Origin of the sequence: Rhizobium grahamii CCGE 502 (assembly GCF_000298315.2) — a bacterium.
GTDB classification, from domain to species: Bacteria; Pseudomonadota; Alphaproteobacteria; order Rhizobiales; family Rhizobiaceae; genus Rhizobium; species Rhizobium grahamii.
Genome location: NZ_AEYE02000013.1, coordinates 267061 through 288338, shown reverse-complemented (window position 1 = coordinate 288338; position 21278 = coordinate 267061). Strand labels below are relative to the sequence as shown.

21 protein-coding genes are annotated in these 21278 nt (G+C 60.2%); 18 read left to right on the top strand and 3 right to left on the bottom strand.

Going from position 1 to position 21278, the window contains the following annotated elements; genetic code table 11:
- The first annotated feature begins 22 nt into the window (after positions 1 to 22).
- From RGCCGE502_RS11530 to RGCCGE502_RS11515, 4 genes are all read left to right on the top strand, one after another.
- On the top strand, positions 23 to 1342 hold the full coding sequence (locus RGCCGE502_RS11530; RefSeq protein WP_016554340.1) for an epoxide hydrolase family protein: 1320 nt from the start codon (positions 23 to 25) through the stop codon (positions 1340 to 1342).
- 249 nt (positions 1343 to 1591) lie between these two features.
- The gene (locus tag RGCCGE502_RS11525; RefSeq protein WP_244441692.1) at positions 1592 to 2179 is read left to right on the top strand and encodes a response regulator; all 588 of its coding nucleotides are present in this window, start codon (positions 1592 to 1594) and stop codon (positions 2177 to 2179) included.
- A 348-nt stretch (positions 2180 to 2527) separates the two neighbouring features.
- Complete coding sequence (locus RGCCGE502_RS11520) at positions 2528 to 2887, top strand: ArsR/SmtB family transcription factor (RefSeq protein WP_016554338.1); 360 nt, start codon at positions 2528 to 2530, stop codon at positions 2885 to 2887.
- Positions 2868 to 3359 (top strand): SRPBCC family protein, encoded by a 492-nt coding sequence (locus RGCCGE502_RS11515; RefSeq protein ID WP_016554337.1) that lies wholly within the window; start codon positions 2868 to 2870, stop codon positions 3357 to 3359. The genes RGCCGE502_RS11520 and RGCCGE502_RS11515 overlap by 20 nt, the downstream gene beginning before the upstream one ends.
- Positions 3360 to 3893: 534 nt before the next feature.
- Here the strand turns inward: RGCCGE502_RS11515 and RGCCGE502_RS11510 are convergent.
- Positions 3894 to 4595 carry a GntR family transcriptional regulator gene (locus tag RGCCGE502_RS11510; protein ID WP_016554336.1) on the bottom strand — a complete coding sequence of 234 codons (702 nt, stop codon included), beginning with the start codon at positions 4593 to 4595 and terminating at the stop codon, positions 3894 to 3896.
- A gap of 121 nt (positions 4596 to 4716) precedes the next feature.
- Here RGCCGE502_RS11510 and RGCCGE502_RS11505 point away from each other — a divergent pair, with 121 nt between their 5' ends.
- The 8 genes from RGCCGE502_RS11505 to RGCCGE502_RS11470 all read left to right on the top strand — a co-directional run bounded on the left by RGCCGE502_RS11505 (position 4717) and on the right by RGCCGE502_RS11470 (position 12116).
- Positions 4717 to 6231: an aldehyde dehydrogenase family protein gene (locus RGCCGE502_RS11505; protein WP_016554335.1), complete on the top strand. Its 1515-nt coding sequence runs from the start codon at positions 4717 to 4719 to the stop codon at positions 6229 to 6231.
- Between the two features lie 152 nt (positions 6232 to 6383).
- Positions 6384 to 7334 carry a sugar ABC transporter substrate-binding protein gene (locus RGCCGE502_RS11500; protein WP_040674415.1) on the top strand — a complete coding sequence of 317 codons (951 nt, stop codon included), beginning with the start codon at positions 6384 to 6386 and terminating at the stop codon, positions 7332 to 7334.
- A gap of 69 nt (positions 7335 to 7403) precedes the next feature.
- Positions 7404 to 8423, top strand: a complete 1020-nt coding sequence (locus RGCCGE502_RS11495; protein WP_176705689.1) for an ABC transporter permease — start codon at positions 7404 to 7406, stop codon at positions 8421 to 8423.
- A complete protein-coding gene (locus RGCCGE502_RS11490; RefSeq protein ID WP_016554332.1) occupies positions 8423 to 9160 on the top strand; it encodes an ATP-binding cassette domain-containing protein in 738 nt (245 codons plus the stop codon). Before RGCCGE502_RS11495 ends, RGCCGE502_RS11490 begins: the two co-directional genes overlap by 1 nt.
- A gap of 31 nt (positions 9161 to 9191) precedes the next feature.
- Entirely contained in the window at positions 9192 to 10034 is an 843-nt protein-coding gene (kduI, locus tag RGCCGE502_RS11485; protein WP_016554331.1) for a 5-dehydro-4-deoxy-D-glucuronate isomerase, read from the top strand.
- Positions 10031 to 10786: a 2-dehydro-3-deoxy-D-gluconate 5-dehydrogenase KduD gene (gene kduD, locus RGCCGE502_RS11480; protein WP_016554330.1), complete on the top strand. Its 756-nt coding sequence runs from the start codon at positions 10031 to 10033 to the stop codon at positions 10784 to 10786. The genes kduI and kduD overlap by 4 nt, the downstream gene beginning before the upstream one ends.
- Before the next feature lie 6 nt (positions 10787 to 10792).
- Positions 10793 to 11125 (top strand): cupin domain-containing protein, encoded by a 333-nt coding sequence (locus RGCCGE502_RS11475; RefSeq protein ID WP_016554329.1) that lies wholly within the window; start codon positions 10793 to 10795, stop codon positions 11123 to 11125.
- 199 nt (positions 11126 to 11324) lie between these two features.
- Positions 11325 to 12116, top strand: a complete 792-nt coding sequence (locus RGCCGE502_RS11470; RefSeq protein ID WP_016554328.1) for an SDR family NAD(P)-dependent oxidoreductase — start codon at positions 11325 to 11327, stop codon at positions 12114 to 12116.
- A 207-nt stretch (positions 12117 to 12323) separates the two neighbouring features.
- Here the strand turns inward: RGCCGE502_RS11470 and RGCCGE502_RS11465 are convergent, their stop codons facing one another.
- The gene (locus RGCCGE502_RS11465; protein ID WP_019279885.1) at positions 12324 to 13097 is read right to left on the bottom strand and encodes an endonuclease/exonuclease/phosphatase family protein; all 774 of its coding nucleotides are present in this window, start codon (positions 13095 to 13097) and stop codon (positions 12324 to 12326) included.
- 65 nt (positions 13098 to 13162) lie between these two features.
- Here RGCCGE502_RS11465 and RGCCGE502_RS11460 point away from each other — a divergent pair, with 65 nt between their 5' ends.
- On the top strand, positions 13163 to 14134 hold the full coding sequence (locus RGCCGE502_RS11460; RefSeq protein ID WP_016554326.1) for a lysylphosphatidylglycerol synthase domain-containing protein: 972 nt from the start codon (positions 13163 to 13165) through the stop codon (positions 14132 to 14134).
- Here the strand turns inward: RGCCGE502_RS11460 and RGCCGE502_RS11455 are convergent.
- The gene (locus tag RGCCGE502_RS11455) at positions 14084 to 15607 is read right to left on the bottom strand and encodes a phospholipase D-like domain-containing protein (protein ID WP_016554325.1); all 1524 of its coding nucleotides are present in this window, start codon (positions 15605 to 15607) and stop codon (positions 14084 to 14086) included. The two genes, RGCCGE502_RS11460 and RGCCGE502_RS11455, sit on opposite strands and share 51 nt — an antisense overlap.
- A 257-nt stretch (positions 15608 to 15864) precedes the next feature.
- Between RGCCGE502_RS11455 and RGCCGE502_RS11450 the strand changes: the two genes are divergently transcribed.
- From RGCCGE502_RS11450 to RGCCGE502_RS11430, 5 genes are all read left to right on the top strand, one after another.
- A complete protein-coding gene (locus RGCCGE502_RS11450; protein ID WP_016554324.1) occupies positions 15865 to 16392 on the top strand; it encodes a hypothetical protein in 528 nt (175 codons plus the stop codon).
- 79 nt (positions 16393 to 16471) lie between these two features.
- A complete protein-coding gene (locus tag RGCCGE502_RS34925) occupies positions 16472 to 16633 on the top strand; it encodes a DUF1328 domain-containing protein (RefSeq protein WP_016554323.1) in 162 nt (53 codons plus the stop codon).
- A 230-nt stretch (positions 16634 to 16863) separates the two neighbouring features.
- Positions 16864 to 18864 (top strand): ABC transporter ATP-binding protein/permease, encoded by a 2001-nt coding sequence (locus RGCCGE502_RS11440; RefSeq protein ID WP_016554322.1) that lies wholly within the window; start codon positions 16864 to 16866, stop codon positions 18862 to 18864.
- Positions 18865 to 19144: 280 nt separating this feature from the next.
- On the top strand, positions 19145 to 20539 hold the full coding sequence (locus tag RGCCGE502_RS11435; protein ID WP_016554321.1) for a selenium-binding family protein: 1395 nt from the start codon (positions 19145 to 19147) through the stop codon (positions 20537 to 20539).
- Positions 20540 to 20557: 18 nt separating this feature from the next.
- On the top strand, positions 20558 to 21184 hold the full coding sequence (locus RGCCGE502_RS11430) for a hypothetical protein (RefSeq protein ID WP_016554320.1): 627 nt from the start codon (positions 20558 to 20560) through the stop codon (positions 21182 to 21184).
- Positions 21185 to 21278: the final 94 nt, after the last annotated feature.

Here is a 21278-nt window from a genome sequence, read left to right as displayed (position 1 = left end):
TCCGCAGAAGGGAGGAAATGTCATGACCCTGATCGCAAAAACCGTTGCCACGGATCTGTCTCGCCGCGCTCTCTTGTTTGCGGGAACGGCTGCCGCTCTGTCCACTGCGATTTTGCCGTCGTTTGCCAATGCGACGGGGTCCAGAATGGCCAAAGCAGGTTCCAAAGATGAAATACGACCGTTCAAGGCTGAGGTTCCGGAATCTGCGCTACTCGATTTGCGGCGGCGGCTTGCGGCAACGCGCTGGCCGGACGGGCAAACCGTCACCGACCGCTCCCAGGGCGTTCCACCGACCAAACTGCGGGAACTCGTCGAATATTGGCAGACCGATTACGATTGGCGGGACGCCGAGACTAGGTTGAACGCATTCCCGCAATTTCTGACAGAAATCGACGGGCTTGATATCCATTTCATTCATGTGCGGTCCAAGCATCAGAACGCTTTGCCGTTGATCATGACACATGGCTGGCCAGGTTCGGTTTTCGAACTCCTCAATGTCATTGGACCGTTGACCGATCCCACTATGCACGGCGGCAAGGCCGAAGACGCTTTCCATCTCGTGCTGCCGTCCATCCCCGGTTTCGGTTTTTCGGAAAAGCCGAGCGTGACTGGATGGAACCCGCACCGCATCGCGGGCGCATGGGACGTGCTCATGAGGCGTCTCGGTCATAACAGCTACGTCTCCCAAGGCGGTGATTGGGGAGCAATTATCTCCGATGCGCTTGGTCGCCAGGCTCCTAAGGGCCTCCTCGGCATTCACGTCAATCGCATCGAACGGGCAACAACGTTCCCACCGGACGCTGCCCAGGCATTGAAGAGCGGTGCTCCAGCGCCGGCTGCTCTTTCTACCGACGAGAAGAAGATTTTCGGCGAAGCAAGGGACTTCCTGAACAACGGCTTCGGGTACGCGGCCATCATGAACACCCGTCCGGAGACCGTCGGTTACGGCATAGCCGACTCGCCAGTTGGGCTTGCTGCCTGGCTATACGACAAGATCGCCGACTGGGTATTCACCCGCGGTGAGCCAGAAAAAGCACTGTCAAAGGACGCGATCCTCGACAATATCACCTTGTACTGGCTGACCAACACGGGGCCGTCCAGCGGCAAAATCTATTGGGAGAACGCGGTCTCAGGCGCAAAGCTTACAGCTATTCAGGTGCCTGCTGGCGTGACCATCTTTCCCGGAGAGGTGTACAGGCCGCCGAAGGAGTGGCTGGTCAGGGCGTATCCGAAGCTGATCTACTACAACCGAGCCTCCAGGGGAGGTCATTTCGCGGCATGGGAAGAACCCAACCTGTTCAGCCAGGAGATCAGGACGGCATTTATTAGCCTGCGATCTTGAAGGGGGTCGGTAAACTGCGCCGCGCTCTCGGGCGACATTCATCGCTTCCTTGACTAACCTCGTCGCGATCCCCTTCTACGCACAAGCGGATTTCAGCGGGAAGGGGACATCAGTGCGGCTGAGGTTGAGACTCGAAGGTCGCAACACCGTCTCAACACGCGACTTCCGCGGGCGACGTGTTGCTGGCACGTTTCGTGTTCGCAGATGGCAGGTGGGAAGTCGATGGGGATTCGCGCGAGCTGCGCGCGAATGGACGTGCAGTTCCGATGGGTGCACGCGGATGAACATGCGCTTCATCTCGCATTAGTGTTCGTCGATCCGCTTCATCCGCACACAACCAACCGCCATTCCGTTCAGCCAAGCAACAACCCTTGGAACAAGCCGGGGGAGACAAGGGTTAATCCTTCGATAGGACAGTTCGGAGAAGACACCATGTCGTTCAATGTACTAATCGTCGAAGACCAACCCCTTGTGGCGCTCAACCTGCAGGACACGATAGAGGAACTCGGACATCGTCCTGTTGGGATCGCGAGCAACATGTATCAGGCACTCATGCTTGCCACCGACGCGGACATGGCGCTCGTGGACGTGAATCTCGAGGATGGCCCTACTGGACCCATTGTCGGGCGGACATTGGTGGAGGCCGACGTGACGGTGCTTTTCATGACCAGTGATCCGGGTGCGCTTCGAGGCGGAGTGCCAGGGGCGCTGGGAGTGATCCAGAAGCCGATTTTGAATTTGGAACTCGTGGAAGCGATCCAGTACGTCGCCGATCGGCGAGCTGGTCGTACGGACATCCCGCCACCGAAGAGTCTGGTCGAGTTTGATGCGGTCTGAAGACAGTCAGGAGTCCGCAGACCGGCTTGCGCCCGGATGGAAGTAGTTACCTTTATACAGGCCTCACGCCCGGCGGTATTGCCGGGCATCGTCGGGCCACCAAGCATTGATCACGCGATACCTCTCCCGGAGGAAGCAACGTCGACGTTACCTGACGGCCGACGCCTCCCACGATCTCCCGATCCAGGTTGGATGTCATTTTGGCGAGCGCCAGCGCGAAGCAGTCGAGACGAGTTTCCGTGGATCGGCGGCTGCATCGCGCAAACGCCAGCGTTCGTAACTCACTACCTGACGACCAACCTCGATCCCCTTGCTCGGAGCCAACCCGCGTGATATAAACTGAACCAGATGGTTCAGTTTTCAGCTAGCCTTGACACCTGCTTTGCCGCACTCTCGGACGCCACCCGACGCGGCGTTCTGGAGCAGCTTGGAAGTGCGGATGCTTCGATCACGGAGCTTGCTAAGAAGTTCCACATGACCCTCACAGGCATGAAGAAGCACGTCGGCGTCTTGGAGCAGGCGGGGCTTGTGACAACGGAGAAGGTCGGCCGCGTGCGGACCTGCAGGCTCGGCCCGCTCGGGCTCGAGGAGGGTGCGGCCTGGATTGAAGCGCGCCGCCAGATCTGGAACGCACGCTTCGACGCGTTGGATGAAGTCGTCGAGACCCTGAAACGGAAGGAGAGAATCGATGGGCTACAGAGCGAGTAACGGCCGCACCGGGGTCGAACGGAGGTCCGAGCGCGAACTTGTCGTGACGCGCACCTTCAACGGTCCGGTTCGCCTTGTGTTCGACGCGTGGACCAAGCCCGAGTTGTTCAAACTGTGGTGGGCGCCGAAGTCGTGCGGCGTGCCCATGCTTTCGTGCGAGATGGATGTGCGCACCGGAGGCGGCTATCGCGTCACGTTCGGACATGATGCCTCGGACTCCATGGCCTTCTTCGGCAAGTATCTGGAAGTGTTACCACCGTCGCGCCTCGTCTGGACCAATGACGAAAGCGACACTGCTGCCGTCACAACTGTGACCTTCGAGGAAAAGGATGGCGGAACGCTGCTGGTTCTGCAAGAACTGTACCCCTCGAAGGAAGCGCTCGACGAGGCTTTCGTCGGCATGGAAGACGCAATGCCAGAGCAGTTCGCGCAGTTGGATGAACTTCTCATCGCCCTTGGCGCGAGCGTCTAACAGCGCCGCCCTTCAACTCGATCGGCCATGTCATCAAAACGGAACGAAGTAGGAGGCCGGTGCAGCGGGACTGCTTGATGACGTCGGCTGTTCAGCGCGACGTTTGATTTCCGGTTCCCGCAGATTGCGGACATAGCTGGGGACTGTTGCAAAGTTTGAAGGGACTTCAAAGCGTCGAGCAGGGCATTCGGAGACACGGGCGAACCGTTGTTCTCTCAAGCGCTTTGAAACTCCGCTATTCGATCCCGATGAAATCATGCTCTGCAATTAACTAAGCAGCCCCACAGATCCTCCAGCGATAGGCCGCCTTCCTACCCCGTCGCAATGGCTCTTGAGGCAAGGCCCGACTTATCCGTCTCCGCATGGGGAAAACGAACGGCGTGCAAGAACGAGGCAGACTGCCAACGCTTCCTCTAACGGCTCCGCCACGGGGTCTCCAGGAATAGCTATCGATCGCGACAGCCGCGCAGCGACTCGCTGATGCAAAATCCGCGACCTCCGCTCCCTTAACTCACCCCGCACAGCGGCACCGCATCATTCGAAAAGGTCGGGATGATCCGCTTCTATTTGCGGTAGGTCTGACAGGATGCCGTTGAGATGCGCGCACATCGCGGACGCTGCAGCGTCGGCGTCGCGACTATCGATGGCAGTGATGATCGCCTCATGCTCGGCGATCAGCCGCATCATGGAATCGGGGTGGCGAAGCTGCAGATTGCAGACGCGATCCATATGGGCTTTGATGTCGGCGATCGCATTCCAGGCAAGGCTGCAGCCGGCGCCTTCCGCGATCGCGATATGAAACTGCTCGTCCTCGCGCCGGAATGCGTTGTGGTCGTGCGCTTCCATCGCGGCCCGCTGCCTGCCGATGATGGTGTCGATCCGGCGGCGCGTCCAGGTGTCGAAGCTCTCGCTGGCGCGACGGGCAACGGCGGTCTCCAGCGCCTCTCGCACGAAGCGTGCTTCCATCATCTGCCGTGCCGAGATCCGGACGACCACGGTACCTCGGTTGGGGCGCACGTCGACCAGCCGTGATTTCCCGAGCGCGATCAGAGCCTCTCGCACAGGTTGGCGGGAGACGCCCATGCGCGTTGCGATCTCCTGTTCGGAAAGCCGCGTGCCGGGCGCCAACTCCAGCCGGACGATCTGCTCGCGCAGGTCGCGTTCAACCTGCGCCGCAGCGGTTTCGCCGGTCTCAATCTTCAAGGATTCGAGGTTCATGTCTTTCGTCGCCGTCATCCGTTGACATCCAATTTAAACCACCATACAGTACCATACAATTCAAACGCAACATAAATCCGGTGGTCTAAAACCGGGTAAAAAGGGAGGGCCGGCACGATGTGTCGGCTTTAAGGGAAACGTGCTGTCCAATTTCATTGCGCCTGATTCCAGTGATCCGCGGCTGAACATTAAATCCCGCTACCAGATGCTTGTCGATGGCAAGTCGGTGGATGCTGAATCCGGCCGCACGATTGACCGTGTCAGCCCCGGTCACGCAGGCGTGGTCGTCGGCACTTGGCCGGAAGCCTCGGCCGATGATGTACGACTGGCCGTTGCCGCGGCTCGGCGTGCTTTCGATGCCGGCCCGTGGCCGCGCATGTCGGGTGCGGAGCGCTCGCGCCTGATGTTCAAGGTGGCCGACCTGATCCTGAAGCATCAGGAAGAGTTGGCCCTGGCCGAAAGCCTCGAAGTCGGCAAGCCGATCGCCCAGGCGCGCGGCGAGATCGGCTTCTGCGCCGACCTCTGGTCCTATGCCGCCGGCCAGGCGCGCGCTCTGGAAGGGCAGGCGCACAACAACATCGGCGACGATCGCCTCGGTCTGGTACTGCGCGAAGCTGTCGGCGTTGTCGGCATCATCACGCCCTGGAATTTCCCCTTCATCATCGCTTCCGAGCGCGTGCCGTGGGCGATCGGCGCCGGCTGCACCGTTGTCCTCAAGCCGTCCGAATTCACCTCGGGTACGTCGATCCGCATGGCGGAGCTGGCGCGCGAGGCGGGCATTCCCGATGGCGTCTTCAACGTCGTGACCGGCTACGGCGATCCGGCCGGCCAAGTGTTGGCAGAAGACCCCGGCGTCGACATGGTTGCTTTCACCGGTTCGGTGCGTGTTGGCACCAAGCTTGGCGAGATCGCCGCGCGCAGCGTCAAGCGCGTCGGTCTGGAGCTCGGCGGCAAGGGTCCGCAGATCGTCTTCGCCGATGCCGACCTCGAGGCTGCCGCCGATGGCATCGCCTATGGCGTCTATCACAATGGCGGGCAGTGCTGCATATCAGGCAGCCGGCTGCTGGTTCAGGACGGCATCCGCGACGCATTGATGGAGCGGCTGCTCGACATCTCGCGCAAGGTAACCTTCGGCGATCCGCTGAACGACCGCACCAAGATCGGCGCGATGATCTCCGAAGCCCATGTCGGCAAGGTTCATTCCTATGTGGAAGCCGGCATCGCATCCGGTGCCGAACTGCTGCTCGGTGGTGAGCGCGTCGGTAAGGACAAGGGCATCTACTACGCCCCCACCGTGTTTGCCGGCGTGAAGCCCGAGATGTCGATCGCCCGCGAGGAGATTTTCGGGCCGGTGCTCTCGACCTTGACCTTCAAGACCGCGGACGAGGCCGTGGCGCTCGCCAATGCCAGCGAGTTCGGCCTTTCCGCCTCGGTCTGGTCGACCAATCTCGAAAACGCCATGCAGAGCATCCGCCGCATTCGCGCCGGCCGCTGCTGGATCAACAGCGTCATCGACGGCACGCCTGAACTGCCGATCGGCGGTTACAAGAAAAGCGGCCTCGGCCGCGAACTGGGCCGTTATGGCTTTGATGAATATTCCCAGTTCAAGGGCGTGCACGTGACGTTCGGGCGACCGGCGCCGTGGTTCGGCTGACAGGGAAACAGAGGGATAGGGCGTTTCTGCTTTTGGGAGAAGGCGGGACGTCCAGGAGGAAAATCTCGGCCGGCGTGATCTTTGGTCGGAGCCCGCCAGCCGAGACTTGGGTCTTTCGACCCGCATTGCACATCCAAAGGGAGGATACGCAAATGAAAATGACCAGGTTGAAAACCGCAGCATTAGCCGCGGGTATAGCCACGATGATGACATCTACGGCAATGGCCGCCGACGTCAAGGCAACGATGATCATCTATCTCGATCCGAGTGTCCAGTTCTTCAATCCCGTGGTGAAGGGCGCCAAGGACGCGGCGGCACAGTTCGGCGTCGATCTCGACGTGCAGTATGCCAACAACGATCCGGTTCGCCAGAACGACCTGATCGAGAGCGCCACGGCAGCAGGCGTCGATGGCATCGCCGTCGCTATCTCCTCGTCCGACGCATTCGACGAAAGCATCTGCGCGGCCGTGAAATCAGGCATCGTCGTCATCGGCTTCAACAATGACGACCTTGAGGGCGCCAAGGGCAATTGCCGTCAGGCCTATGTCGGCATGAACGAGTTTGCCTCCGGCTACGAGCTCGGCAACCGGATGATCAAGGAATTCGGCCTGAAGTCCGGTGACGTCGTCTTCAACCCCCGCGAAATCCCCGAAGCAAGCTTCGCGGTCGCGCGCGGCGGTGGCATCGAGAAGGCGATGAAGGAAAACGGCATCAAGGTCGAGACGGTGCGCGCCGGTCTCGATCCGGCCGAGGCGCAGAACATCATGGCGCAGTTCCTGATCGCCAATCCAGGGGTCAAGGCGCTGTTCGGCACTGGCTCGGTCACCTCCACCGTGGGTGCGGGCGCTATCAAGGACGCAGGCGTGAAGATCCCGTTCGGCGGCTTCGACCTGGCGGTCGAGATCGTCAACGCGGTTGAGTCAGGTGCGATGTTCGCGACCATGGACCAGCAGCCCTATCTTCAGGGCTACTACCCGATCGCCCAGATCGCGCTCGCGAAGAAATATGGGCTGACCCCGACCGACATCGACACCGGCCAGGGCGCCTTCCTCGACAAGTCGCATATCAGCTCGGTCAAGCCGCTGATCGGCAGCTTCCGCTAACCGCGTTTCGATGGAGCCTGCCGGCGATGTCGGCAGGTTCTCCGTCTCCAATCGATCGAGTACCAGACCTTGACACCAATCCTCGCAGAAAGTGCCGCGCCCCGGTCGCGGACGCAGAAACAACCTGTTCTCAGGCAGATCATGGCGATGCCGGCAGGCGCGATCTTCCTTGTCTTCATGACGCTGCAGATCGTCTGCATCGCAGGCGCCTTGCTCTATCCGGATCAGTTTCGCTACCTCTCACCGCAGAATCTGACGATCCTGATGAAGGCGATCCCCGTGCTTGGCTGCCTGGCGCTCGGCGCTGGCGTGCTGATGATCGCTGGCGAATTCGACCTCTCCATCGGCTCCGTCTACACTTTCACCGCCATCCTGATGGCGAGCCTCGTCGGCGCCGGATTGAGCGCCTTCATAGCCGCACCGCTCGGCATTCTGGCCGGCATCATGATCGGCTTGCTCAACGGCCACATCACACTGCGCTTCGGGCTGCCGTCCTTCATCGTGACCCTGGGCGGCCTGCTGTTCTGGCGCGGCGCGGTCCTGCTCTATAACGGCGCGGTCCAGGTGCGCTTCGATCCCGAGCCGATCTTCACCAGCCTGTTTTCAGGCACGCTGCTCGGCATCAATGCTGCCTTCATCTGGATCGTGCTCTTCGTCGTTGGTTTCCACTACCTAGTCCACCGCCACCGCTTCGGCAACCATGTGTTTGCCACCGGCGGAAATCGGGGTGCGGCGGAAGCGATCGGCATCAACACCAACCGCGTCAAGCTCGTGGCCTTCGCGATTGCCGGCGGCATGGCGGCAGTGGCCGGCATCCTCGCCACTGCCCGCGTCGGCAGCGTGCAGCCGGGTCAGGGCGCCGGACTGGAACTCCAGGCGATTGCGGCTTGCGTCATCGGCGGATTGTCGCTGCGCGGCGGCCGGGGCTCGATCATCGGCATCTTCCTCGGCGTGCTGCTCATTCACACGATCACCGACGTTCTGCTTCTGCTGCGCGCGCCGGGCTTCTATCTCGACATGTTCATCGCGACGCTGATCGTGCTGGCCGCCATCTTCAACCATCTTATCGAGCGGCGAGGTCTTGCGTGATGTCGGCCCCCAATCTTCTTGAACTGCACAACATCTCGAAAAGCTTTGGCGCGCTGACGGCGCTGCGCAATCTGAGCTTCCATATCGGCGAAGGCGAAGTGGTGGGTCTACTCGGCGATAACGGCGCCGGCAAGTCGACGACCGTCAACCTGATCTCAGGCATCCACAAGCCGACAGATGGTTATCTCAGCGTCGATGGCAAGAAGACGGCGTTCACCTGCCGGTCGGATTCCGCCGATGCCGGTATCGAAACCATCTACCAGCATACGGCGCTGGTGGATTCGCTTTCGATCACCCGCAACATCTTCATGGGCCGCGAACTCACCGATCGGTTCGGCTTCCTAAGGCAGCGCGAAATGCGCGAGATCGCCATGGAGGTGCTGCAGAACGCCGTCCATATCTCCGGCATCGATAGCCCCGATACACTGGTCGGTAATCTCTCCGGCGGCCAGAAACAGGCCGTCGCTATCGCCCGCGCCGTCTATTTCAAAAAGCGCGTGCTGCTTCTCGACGAGCCGACCTCGGCGCTCTCAGTGCGCGAGACGGAGGCGCTCTTGAACCAGGTGCTGAAGCTGAAGGCGGAAAACGTCTCCAGCGTGCTCGTGACCCACAACATCTACCACGCCTATCAGGTCTGCGACCGCTTCGTGATCATGAGCCACGGCACCAAGGTGTTCGACGTCGACAAGGCCGACACGACGATCAACCAGCTGACCGAATATGTCGTGCTCACCTGATCCCAGCCAACAGACAGAAGGGGCATAGCCCGTGACCATTTCAGTATCAGTACGCCAGGTCGTCGGACCCGAGGATGCGGCAAGGCGCGACACGCAGGGCCTGCGCGACGGCTTCGTGATGGAGGACCTGTTTCGCCCCGGCGAGGCCAATCTCACCTACAGCCATCTCGATCGCATGATCGTCGGCGGCGTCATGCCGGACACCAAGCCTATCGAGATCGCCGCGATCGCCCAGACCGGTACAGAGCGTTTTCTCGACCGACGCGAGGCCGCCATCGTCAACATCGGTGGTGCCGGCACCGTCAGGGTAGGGGGGAAGGCTTATGAACTCGGCTTCCAGGAAGCGCTCTATATCGGAATGGGCGAGGGGGCTTTGAGCTTCGCTAGCCGCAATCAAGGCGAGCCGGCGCTCTTCTATCTGCTCAGTGCACCAGCGCATCGGACGTGCCCGACGGTGCACATCACCCGTGAGATGGCGAGGAAGGTGGTCGTGGGTTCGGCGGAGGAATCCAACGCCCGCACCATCAATCAATACGTCCACCCCGATGTCTGCGATAGCTGCCAATTGCTGGTGGGACTGACCATGTTCGAGCCGGGTTCGGTGTGGAACACCATGCCGGCGCATGTTCATGATCGGCGCATGGAGGTCTATCTCTACTTCGGCATGCAGGAGCAGACGCGCATCTTCCATTTCATGGGCGAACCCAGCGAGACGCGGCACGTCGTCCTGAAAAACCACGACGCGGTGCTGTCGCCCGGCTGGTCCATCCATTCGGGTGCCGGAACCGGCCGTTACGCCTTCATCTGGGCGATGGCTGGCGATAACATGAGCTTCACCGACATGGACAAGGTGCCGATGGAAGACCTGCGATGAGCCTTTTCGATCTTACCGGCCGCTGGGCCATCGTCACCGGCGCCAACACCGGCATCGGCCAGGCCATTGCGATTGGCCTCGCTGAAGCGGGCGCCGACATCGTCGGCGTCGGCCGCTCGGCGATGGACGAGACAGCGAGTGCGGTCGCATCGACGGGGCGCCGGTTCGCATCGCTCAAGGCGGACCTGTCCGATACCGGGGAGGCAAAGGCGGTCATAGAACGCGCCCTTGCCGCCGGCGCCTCGCCCGACATCCTCGTCAACAACGCTGGCATCATCCGGCGCGCCGACGCACTGGAGTTTACGGAAGAGGATTGGGATGCGGTGCTCGACACCAACCTGAAATCCGTCTTCTTCCTCTGCCAGGCCTTCGCGAAGGCAGCATTGGCACGGCAGTCGCCGGCGAAGATCATCAACATCGCCTCGCTCCTCTCCTTCCAGGGCGGCATCCGCATTCCGTCCTATACGGCAGCAAAAAGCGGGCTCGCCGGCATCACTAGGCTGATGGCGAACGAGTGGGCGTCGAAAGGCATCAATGTGAACGCCATCGCCCCCGGTTATGTCGAAACCAACAATACCGAGGCGCTTCGCGCCGATGCGGAACGCAGCGGCGATATCCTGAAGCGCATCCCCGCCGCCCGCTGGGCCAAGGCAGAGGATATGGTGGGCACGGCGGTCTATCTGGCGTCGCGCGCTTCCGATTATGTTCATGGCACGGTGCTGCCGGTCGATGGCGGCTGGCTTGCCCGATAGGAGATGATGATGCCCGATCACTACACGCTTCCCGACGACATCACCTGGACCGAAGTCGCGCCCGGCAACCGACGCGCCGTTCTCTCGCACCGCCCGGAAATGATGCTCGTCGCCTTCAGCTTCGAGCCCGGCGCCATCGGCGCGCTGCATTCGCATCCGCATACGCAGGTGAGCTACGTCGCCGAGGGCGCCTTTGACGTCACCGTCGATGGCATCACCACCCGGCTCGACGCCGGCTCCAGCTTCATCGTTGCTCCCAACCTCGTCCACGGCGTCGTCGCTCTCGAAAAGGGACTGCTGATCGACACCTTCACGCCAAGGCGCGACGATTTCCTTTAAGATAAGGCGCTTCTCCCAGAGGACGGAGGGAGCGCGCGGCTAGGTCTATCGGAAACGGCGAGTACTGGCAGTACGGCCACATCCGACATTGCTGCTCGAAGCTGTCTGAAAATATCGCTGAATCTCCCGGTCGTCAGACCGTTGCGGGACCGCAGAACTGACTATAGGTTTCGTCATCCAACCTTGACGGGAGCAGAAAATGCAAATCGATCTCACTGGAAAGAGGGCGCTGGTCACAGGATCAACGGAAGGTATCGGCTACGCAATTGCCCGCCAGCTTTCAAGGGCTGGAGCGGATGTCGTGGTCAACGGTCGGTCAGAAGACAAGACTGCAAAGGCCGCCGAACGGCTCAAGGGCGAAGGCGCGAGGGGCAGCGTCAAGTCTGCGGCCGCCGACCTCTCGACCGCCGAGGGGTGTGCAGCACTGGTCGCCCAAGTTCCCCAGGTAGACATCCTGATTAACAACGCGGGCATCTTCCAGCCGATCGACTTTTTCGACGCCAGCGACGAGGTTTGGGATCGACACTGGCAGGTCAACGTCATGTCCGCCGTCAGGTTGGCCCGCGCCTACCTTCCAGGCATGCAGACGTTGAACTGGGGCCGCGTTATTTTCTTGGCGTCCGAATCCGGTTTCAACATTCCAGTCGAGATGATCCACTACGGCGTTAGTAAGACGGCCGACATCGCGGTCGCCCGCGGTCTCGCCAAGCGCATGGCCGGCACGGGTATTACGGTGAACTCCGTCCTTCCTGGTCCCACGCTTTCGGAAGGCGTGGAAGCGATGCTTGCCGACGAGCAAGCCAAGACCGGGTTGCCATTGGAGGAGATCGCTGCCGCTTTCGTCAAGCAGCACCGCGGTAGTTCGATCATTCAACGCGCCACCAGCGTCGAGGAAGTCGCAAACTTGGTGACCTATCTTGCGTCGCCGTTCGCTTCCGCGACGACGGGCGCATCCGTTCGCGTTGACGGCGGGGTCATTGACACTCTCTAAGAGCAGAATTTTCACGAGCAAGCCGGGTTTGACCGGCCTAGCCTGCTCCACAGGTAGCGAGAACGGTTCTCAGGGCTGGGAAACGCGACGTCTTCATTGTCGGGGATCTTTGCGTCCCGTACTCTGAGGCTGCGTCGCGGTACCCACAGATGTGCCCATCAGGCGGTTCGCGAGGCGGGTATGGGGGTGACTTCGCCGAGCGCGCGTTCAGGTCGAGTGGTCCTGCACGATTCTCAGGTTCACCTGTAGCGGTAAATGATCCGAGGCCCGGCGCGTCAGCGGGTCAAGCGCGATGGAGGTGGAGTCAACGTGGAGTTCTTTCGATACGAAGACATGGTCAATGCGCAACAACGGATACCATGAAGGAAAGGTCGGCCGTGGCATTGTGGTGACCATGCTCTGGGCATCCCGAAAGTGCTTTGCGAGGCTTTTGTATGCAGGCGAGGATGGAATGGCGTTGAAGTCCCCGCAGACGATCGCCGGTGCGCCCTGAAACTCCGGGTGTCCGATCCAGTCCGCTCCGAGAAGTGCTGCCACCTGCCGATCGCGGTCGCGACTGCGCAGTCCAAGGTGAGTGTTGATCAGGTTGACGGCCGATCCCCGGACATCGATCCGCATCCAGATCGCGCCACGTGTCTCGCCAACCGAGGGCAGTGGGCCCGCGCTCATCAGGCGAGTGGGTAAGGCCGTCAGAACGGCGTCGCCATAACGCTCCTCCTCGACATGCAGTGCGGGGTGAAAGTGCGCCTCCATCTTGAGCAGAGCCGCAATCGTTGCGGCTTGATCGACCCCGCCCGTCCGCTTTCGGCCGACGTCGAGTTCTTGAAGGGCAATGATGTCTGCCTCCGAGCGCGCGATCACGTCTGCAATCCTGTGTGGATCAACCCGGCGGTCGGTGCCGACGCAACTATGAACATTATAAGTGAGGATTTTGAGCTCGCGGCGGTCCAGGTTCTGAGGGAGAGGGGAGCTTGTATTCATGCAGCGGGAACCCGCCAGAACCTAGATCGTTCCCAAGACAAGAGTGTCAGAGCAATGGATTCCTCATGTCGGTCAAGCGCGTCATACTCAATACTCTCCTTGTTTGCGGTCTGCTGCTTGCCGCCTACTTGCTGTATACCGTCTTCAGCCGATATTCGCTTGACGAGATCGTGCAGTCGAGCGGCACGATCTTCGGGCCGCGATTGGTTGCGGCCGTTGGCTTTTGCGCTCTCTCATATCTTTGCCTCACTGGCTTCGACTGGTTGGCTCTGCAATATGTCGGAAAGCCGCTGAGCTATCCGAAGGCGGCGATTGCCTCCTTCACGGCGCTGTCGATCGGCCATAACCTTGGCGTTGCGGCTCTGAGCAGCGGAGCGGTTCGGTATCGATACTACGCCCGGTGGGGGCTGAGTGCGGAGGAGATCGCCAAGGTGATCTTGTTCTGCGGCGTGACGGTCGGGCTTGGCTTGTCGACGCTTGCCGGAATTATTGTCCTGATCAACCCGATGGATGTGGCCAGGGTGCTTCGCGTCGGTTCCGGCAATTCCTTCGGTCTTGGCTTCTTCTGCCTGTTGCTGCCGGCGTCCTACCTCATTCTAGCCGGCACGATGCGCTCGGCGTTACGCGTATGGAATTGGCGCTTCACGATGCCGAGCATCAGACTTGCGATAGGGCAGGTCGCAATTGGCACTCTCAACTTTATCTGTGTTGCTGCCTGCCTGCATCAGGCTCTGGGAGGCGGGGCCGAGGTGAGCTTCGTCCAAAGTGCGACTGCGTTCGTACTGGCCAACATGGCCATCCTCGTCACCCACGTTCCCGGCGGTCTCGGCGTATTGGAGGCCGTTGTCAGCGCCATCCTGCCGGGCGCCGCCTCAATCGGCGGGCTGATCGTGTTTCGGGCGATCTACTTCCTGCTTCCGCTTCTGCTGGGGTTGCCGGCTTTCGCAATTAGCGAGGTCGCCGTCCGCACAGGGCGGAAGAAGCAGCTAGAGAAGCGCATCGAGCAACCGCCCCAGTCGCAAGCGCAACTTCTGTAACGGCCAGTATGGGCGCCGGGGATCGATAAGGGTCGTGCCAAGGAACGGGGTGGTTTCGCCACGATGAAGATCAACCTTGAAGTCCCTCAGCCCACGTTGACCGGTGTTGAGCGCCGCGATCGTCTGGAGCATCGTCCGTGTTTGCTCCATCTCGCGCACGACGGCTGGACTTGCTCCAAGATGCTCCGCCATCAGTCGATGACGCAGCGATCTGATGGAAGCCCGATGGTCAGCACAGTCGGCTTCGAGGGCAAGGTCGCATTCGGTATCCAGTCCTTCCGAGCGGTTGTTGAGATTTGACGAGCCTATGCGCACGAAACTGTCGTCAACGATGATAAGCTTCGAGTGGACGATAAGCTCCCGTTCACCTCCAGTGCCATCCGGCACGACGGCATACATTACCTTCAGCCGATCAAAGCGATCGGAGCGCTTTAATCGTCGGATGAGCCGGTCGCGATTGTTGCCCATCGCAAGCTTCTCGATCAGGCCGTGCGAGCTCTTCGTCACCACCACGGCAATCTCCGGTCCGTTGGGCTCCTTCAGTCGCCTTGCAATCGACCGTCCTACACCAGCGGATGCCAGATATTGGGTCTCGATATAGATCAAACGCTTTGCTGCGGCTATGGCGTCGCGCGTGAGCCGACGGGCCTGATAGCGGCCGCGCTTGCCAATTAGGCCCGGTTCGGTCAAGGCGATCGCGGCAGGAGTCTGGACCATGTCGGTGGCCAAGAGCGGGCCAGTCACGGTGGGTTCGATATCAGGCACAATCCTCTCGCGCGTCGCTCTATTCCAGCGTCGTCGCGCCAGGTCACGAATCATGAGCGCTGCCTCGCCGGAGACGAGGCTTTGGATGTCGTGTACCGGGGGGTAGGGGGTGCCGTCCGTTGATCGCCTTAGGGGGTGCTCAACCCGATGGTCGGGTTCGTCCCATCGCCGGTCCGTCAAGTCGATGCCCCCTAAAAAGGCGAGTGAACCATCAATCGATACGAGCTTCTGGTGATGGCAAGCACGGAGCGGATGACCAAAATCGAACCGCAGCGAAATCTGCGGGTGGATGGAGACGGCGTTTCTGCCAAACAATCGCAGGGACTTGCCGGAGTAGATTGGTCCCATGCCCCAGACCAGAATCCTGACCCTGAGCTGCGGGATGTCGTCAACAAGAGACAGGAGTAGCTCGCCGAGCGTTTCGGAGCTGACATCTGGTCTCAGGCGAATATCCGGATTGAAGTCCCAACCAATGATCCATACTTCCCGTCGCGCTTTCCGAAGCGCTTGATCAAGCGCAGAAAAATAGGCGGAGCCGTCGATCAAGAAGGTGGCCTGATCAGCGATGCCGATGCGCCAGGCGTTGCGGCGGGGCCGTATGATCTGTTGTGAAGGTGTCTGCGTGGACGGGCGTTTCAGGGCGGCGGTGACTAACTGGAATGCATTCCGCGTTGTGGGGGCGTCGTCCGCCGATCGATACTCCTGCATGTTGCCTTGTTTTCCTGTGACCTTGGATGTCTCGCGAAACGTGCTGGGCAAAGGTCCGTTCCAAAGCGAGGGAAAGAAAATGCATCCGGTCTGGTGTCATGGCTGGCAATCGCTGCCCTTGGAAGGCTTGGCGTTTTTTGATTTTAGCGGCCCGAAACTGTTGAGCGCAGGCCCCGAGGTCACGCAAACGGCCCGTTGCGCCACGTTCGTGCCGGAATTCTCTGCTGTTGGTGCGTACAAGGACCAAGGGGCGCTACATGGAATTCATCAATCGTTTTGTCGATCAACCGATGCTGGAGGGCGCATCGCGAGTTCTCCATATTTGGCATGAACGAACCCGTCGTTCCCCGGACGAGCTTGGCCCTCTCTGGAGCCTTGTGGTGATTTCATGTCTCTTCGCATCGAGCTGGTGGTTCCTTTCGGGATTCACCAGTCTGCTTGCGGCAGGAACACTGCTGATGCTGTCACTTCCCCCCGCCTGGAAACTCCTGGCGCGAACGCAGCGGGGAGACTACGACGCCCGCGCGTACCGCGCGATGGCCGCGCTTGCAATTAGACGGCGGGAAACCGAGTGGGCCGTGCGGGTGCTGATGCTTTTGATTTCCGCTTGCCTGCCAATCCTTGCCCGAGGTGGCGATCATGCCGGTGAATCCTTTGTTCTTGGTGCCGCGGTTTGGTTTGTTCTGACAATTCCGGCGAATGCGTACCTAGCTGCTGCAGAACCGCCGAAACCCGAAGATGGCGATAGAGTTTTGATGAGGCGCCGCGTAGTGGCCGCGGCCTAACTGCTAATCATCGTAGCCTGTCCGCGGAACCAATCGCCTGCCGCTCCGTTCTTCTGTCGTCGCAGTGACGGAGGTGAAAATGCTTTACTACGCTCTAGTGTTCTTGGTGGTCGCGCTCATAGCCGGCGTGCTCGGTTTTGGCGGTATTGCTGGAGCATCCGCATCGATCGCGCAGGTCCTGTTCTTCATTTTCCTGGTTCTTTTTGTCGTGTCGCTCATTATGCGCGTCGCGAGACGATAAGATAGGTTACGCCACCTTCCGGGAGGCGAAATCCTGAACCGACGACGTGGGCTTTGCTGGATCAGAGGCCTGATCTGTGGACACCTTGACAGCGCTCGGAGAGGACCCACCCGATGGCGGGTACAGGCCGGAAATGCCTTTGAGGGCGGTCGGCAGGGCAGGCGGCTCGAGTGAACCAATGTCGACAAGGGGAACATGAAACCTTTTGATTTTTAAGCCGTTGTCGCGCTATGCCCGACACTAAACTCGATCCGAAATCGGTCGACGAAGCCAAACCGCGGGGCGCCGAACAGGCGCGCCAAGAGGAAGCGCCAACTGCCGAGGCGGTGCCACCGCCAAATGTTGTTGAATCCGATCCAGAACTGACTCCTGAGGAGGTCGAGCAGGCCCGCAGGAGGTATTTACTGACGCGTTTCTGGATAAGTGCGCGCCGCTACTGGGGACGCAGCGGTGACAAGCTCGCTTGGCCGTGCTCGATCGGCCTGTTGATCCTCATCGGTACCAACGTCGGCTTCCAATATGGCATCAACATCTGGAATCGAGCACTCTTTGACGCCATCGAGCAACACAATGCCCGCACCGTCTATTTTTTGAGCGTCGTATTTCTACCTCTCGTGTTTGGAAGCGTAGCGCTTGTCACGGTACAGGTGTCCGTTCGTATGATGATCCAGCGCCGCTGGCGCTCCTGGCTTACGACCGCGGTCATCGCGCGCTGGCTCGCAAACGGGCGTTACTATCAGTTGAACCTCATCGGAGGCGATCACAAGAATCCCGAAGCGCGTATTGCGGAGGATTTGCGGATCGCAACGGAATCGCCGGTCGATTTCATTGCGGGCGTCATCGCCGCGTTCCTGTCTGCCTCGACCTTTATCGTGGTGCTCTGGACGATCGGCGGGGCACTGAGGCTGCCGATTGCGGGATCGATCGTCACCATTCCCGGCTTTTTGGTGGTCACTGCCGTACTCTACGCTGCGATCACGTCCAGTTCGATGGCCGTCATCGGTCGCCATTTCGTCCGTGTTTCCGAGGCCAAAAATCAGGCGGAAGCCGAATTCCGTTATACGCTGACCCACGTGCGGGAGAACGGCGAGAGCATCGCGTTGCTCGGCGGTGAAGAGGAGGAGCGCAGCGACCTCGACAAGACCTTTGCTAAGGTGCTCAGGCAATGGGCGCTTCTTGCACACCAGCACATGCGCACAACGCTTGTGTCACAGGGATCGAGCCTATTCGCGCCAGTAGTACCGGTCTTGCTCTGTGCTCCGAAGTTTCTTGAAGGCAGCATGACCTTGGGCGAGGTAATGCAAGCTGCCTCGGCCTTTGCCATCGTTCAGAGCGCGTTCGGATGGCTGGTGGACAACTACCCCCGCCTCGCCGATTGGAATGCCTCTGCACGGCGCATTGCCTCGCTGATGGTGTCGCTTGACGGGCTCGAGCGTGCGGAACAGAGCAACGCTTTGGGACGCATCAAGCACGGTGAAACCAAGGGCGATGCAATCCTCAGCCTGAACGATCTCTCCGTGTCGCTCAACGACGGCACCGCTGTGGTCAAGGAGACGCAGGTGGAGATCGAACCGGGCGAGCGGGTTCTCGTGGCCGGTGAGTCGGGTACAGGCAAGAGTACGCTGGTGCGGGCCATCGCAGGTCTTTGGCCGTGGGGCGAGGGCAGTGTTGATTTCCATGCCGACAGACAACTGTTCATGTTACCGCAACGACCTTACATCCCTTCCGGGACGCTCCGGCGCGCTGTCGCCTATCCCGGCGCCGCCGACAGCTGGACGCCGGAGACGATCAAGGAGGCCCTCGACAAGGTCGGTCTCGGCTATCTTAACGACAAGATTGAAGAAGACGCGCCATGGGACCAGACTCTATCGGGTGGCGAAAAGCAACGGCTCGCATTTGCCCGTCTCCTGCTACACAATCCCGATCTCATTGTGCTGGATGAAGCGACATCAGCACTCGATGCCAAGAGCCAGGACAATATGATGGAAATGGTCATCCATGAATTGCCGAAGGTGACTATCCTGAGCGTCGCGCATCGAGCTGAACTAGAGGCCTTCCATAGTCGCAAAATTACGCTGGAGCGGCGTGAGGGAGGGGCAAAGCTTGTCAGCGACATCGATCTTGCCCAGGGCAAGAAGAAACGCAACAAGCTCTTGCGCCTTCTGGAGGACCGGCGCTCCGCATCAAGAAGCCGGAGCAAGCAAGGGCCGGTGCCGAAGCATCCGAACTGAAGCGCTGCCGGCACGCCTTGAATGGCCAACAGCACAACGTCGTGCAGATGGGGTGATATCGGCAGCCAAATGAAGCCACAGCCGACCGGCGAAAAAAGGACTGCCCAAACGCGCCGTTATTTGAGACAATTGCTCGGGAAGAAATTGTCCTCTTGGGCTTTGCCGGTTTCGATACTTTGAACATTCCTCGGCTTTGCCCCGCCCGCAGCGTGAGTTGGCTGTCGGCAAGCATCAGCGAGCATTTTCATTGTTCAGCACACGCTAGCCAGGAGCAATTCGTATGGTAACGTGGAAACCCGATCCGAGCTTTTATCCATCGCCGAGAATGGCCATGAAGGCTGCGCCGGAGACAATTGCCTACGTCGCCGCCTTCGATCCAACGCAAGCTGTTCCCGACCAGCTGGCGATCGTCGATGTCGATCCGGCGTCTGCGACTTATGGGCAGATCGTAAATACGCTTGCGATGCCCAATGTCGGCGACGAGTTGCACCATTTCGGCTGGAATGCCTGCTCGTCCTGTCTTTGCCCGAACGCACCGCACCCGCACGCAGAACGCCGCTACCTAGTCGTGCCAGGACTGAAATCCTCCCGCATCCATATCATCGACACCAAGCCGGACGGCAAAAATCCGTCGATAGTCAGGGTCATTGAGCCTGCGGAGGTCGCCGAACGGGCTGGATATTCTCGACCGCATACAGTTCATTGCGGCCCCGAGGGCATCTATGTAGCCGCACTGGGCAACGCAGAAGGCAAAGCACCAGGCGGTATTTTCCTGATGGATCACGAGAGCTTCGACGTCCGTGGACAATGGGAGATGGATCGGGGACCGCAACAGCTGTCCTATGATGTCTGGTGGCACCTTGGCCACGATACGCTCGTGACCAGCGAGTGGGGCACACCGGATACGTTCGAAAACGGTCTCATCCCCGACATCTTGCTCGGTGCGAAATACGGACGCCGGCTCCACTTCTGGGATCTGCACACACGCAAACACCAGCAGACGATCGATTTTGGCGAGAAGTATCAGCTCGTATTCGAGCTCAGGCCAGCGCACGATCCGACGAAGGCCTATGGATTTGTCAACTGCGTGCTCAGCCTTGAGGATCTCTCGTCCTCGATCTGGGTCTGGCATCGCGATGGCGCAAAATGGGCGGTAACAAAGGTGATCGACATCCCGGCCGAGCCCGCCGACGCCGACCAATTGCCGCCAATGCTCAAGGGGTTCAAGGCCGTACCGCCGCTCGTTACAGACATCGATCTCTCCATGGATGACAGATTTCTTTACGTGTCCTGCTGGGGAACCGGCGATCTGCTTCAGTACGATGTGTCCGATCCGTTAAAACCGAAACTGACCGGCAAGGTGCGGATTGGAGGCATCGTTTCGCGTGCATCGCACCCGGGCGCTAAGAACGGGGCCCTGAACGGCGGACCACAGATGGTAGAAATCAGCCGCGATGGTCGCCGCATCTATTTCACCAACTCGCTCTACGGGGCGATCGACGAGCAGTTCTACCCCGATGGCATCTCGGGCTGGATGGTCAAGCTCGACGCGAAACCGGATGGCGGCATTGCCTTCGACGAAAAATTCTTTGTTGAATGGCCGAAGTCGCATCGTCCGCACCAAGTTCGTCTGCAAGGCGGGGATTGCTCGTCGGATTCCTACTGTTATCCGTAAGGAGCGAATGAGACGCCTATGAGCGACCTTTGGCCCTGGATCTTGCTCGTTGGATTGGGCGCGTTTCATGGCCTCAATCCGGCGATGGGATGGTTGTTTGCCGTTGCGCTTGGCGTCCACAGGCAGAGCTCTGCAGTCGTAATCCAGGCCGTCCCCGCCATCGCCTTCGGACACGCCGTGTCTATCGCGCTGGTGGCCGGAGCGGTGGTCGCAGCCGGCCTTGTCGTGAACGAGGGCGTGGTGCGCATGGCCACCGGCGGGGCGCTTATTGCATGGGCGATCTGGCACCATGTTTTTGGGCACGGTCGGCGTGTTCGCATCGGCTTGCGCACCGGGCTTTTTGGCCTTGCGTGCTGGTCGTTCCTGATGGCGACGGCTCATGGCGCGGGGCTGATGGTCCTTCCGGCCCTGATGCCCCTTTGTCTCACCGAGTCGCCGGTGCCCGAAATCGGTGATTCCGCGGCAATGACGATCGCCGCAGTCGGCGTCCATACCCTTGCGATGTTGGCAGTCACCGGCCTCGTTGCACTGGGGGTCTATCGGTGGGTCGGGCTCGAGATATTGCGTAGCGCCTGGATCAACGTGGACTTCGTATGGACGCTGGTTCTGATTGGCACCGGCGGGTTGCTGCTGATCATCGGGTGACACGCCGAATGGCGAAACGCCTTCCGGATTTGGGGATGGCGCAGGCATCGCGTGACCTGACCGCCGTTTGAACTGACCTTTGTGCATTAAGAAT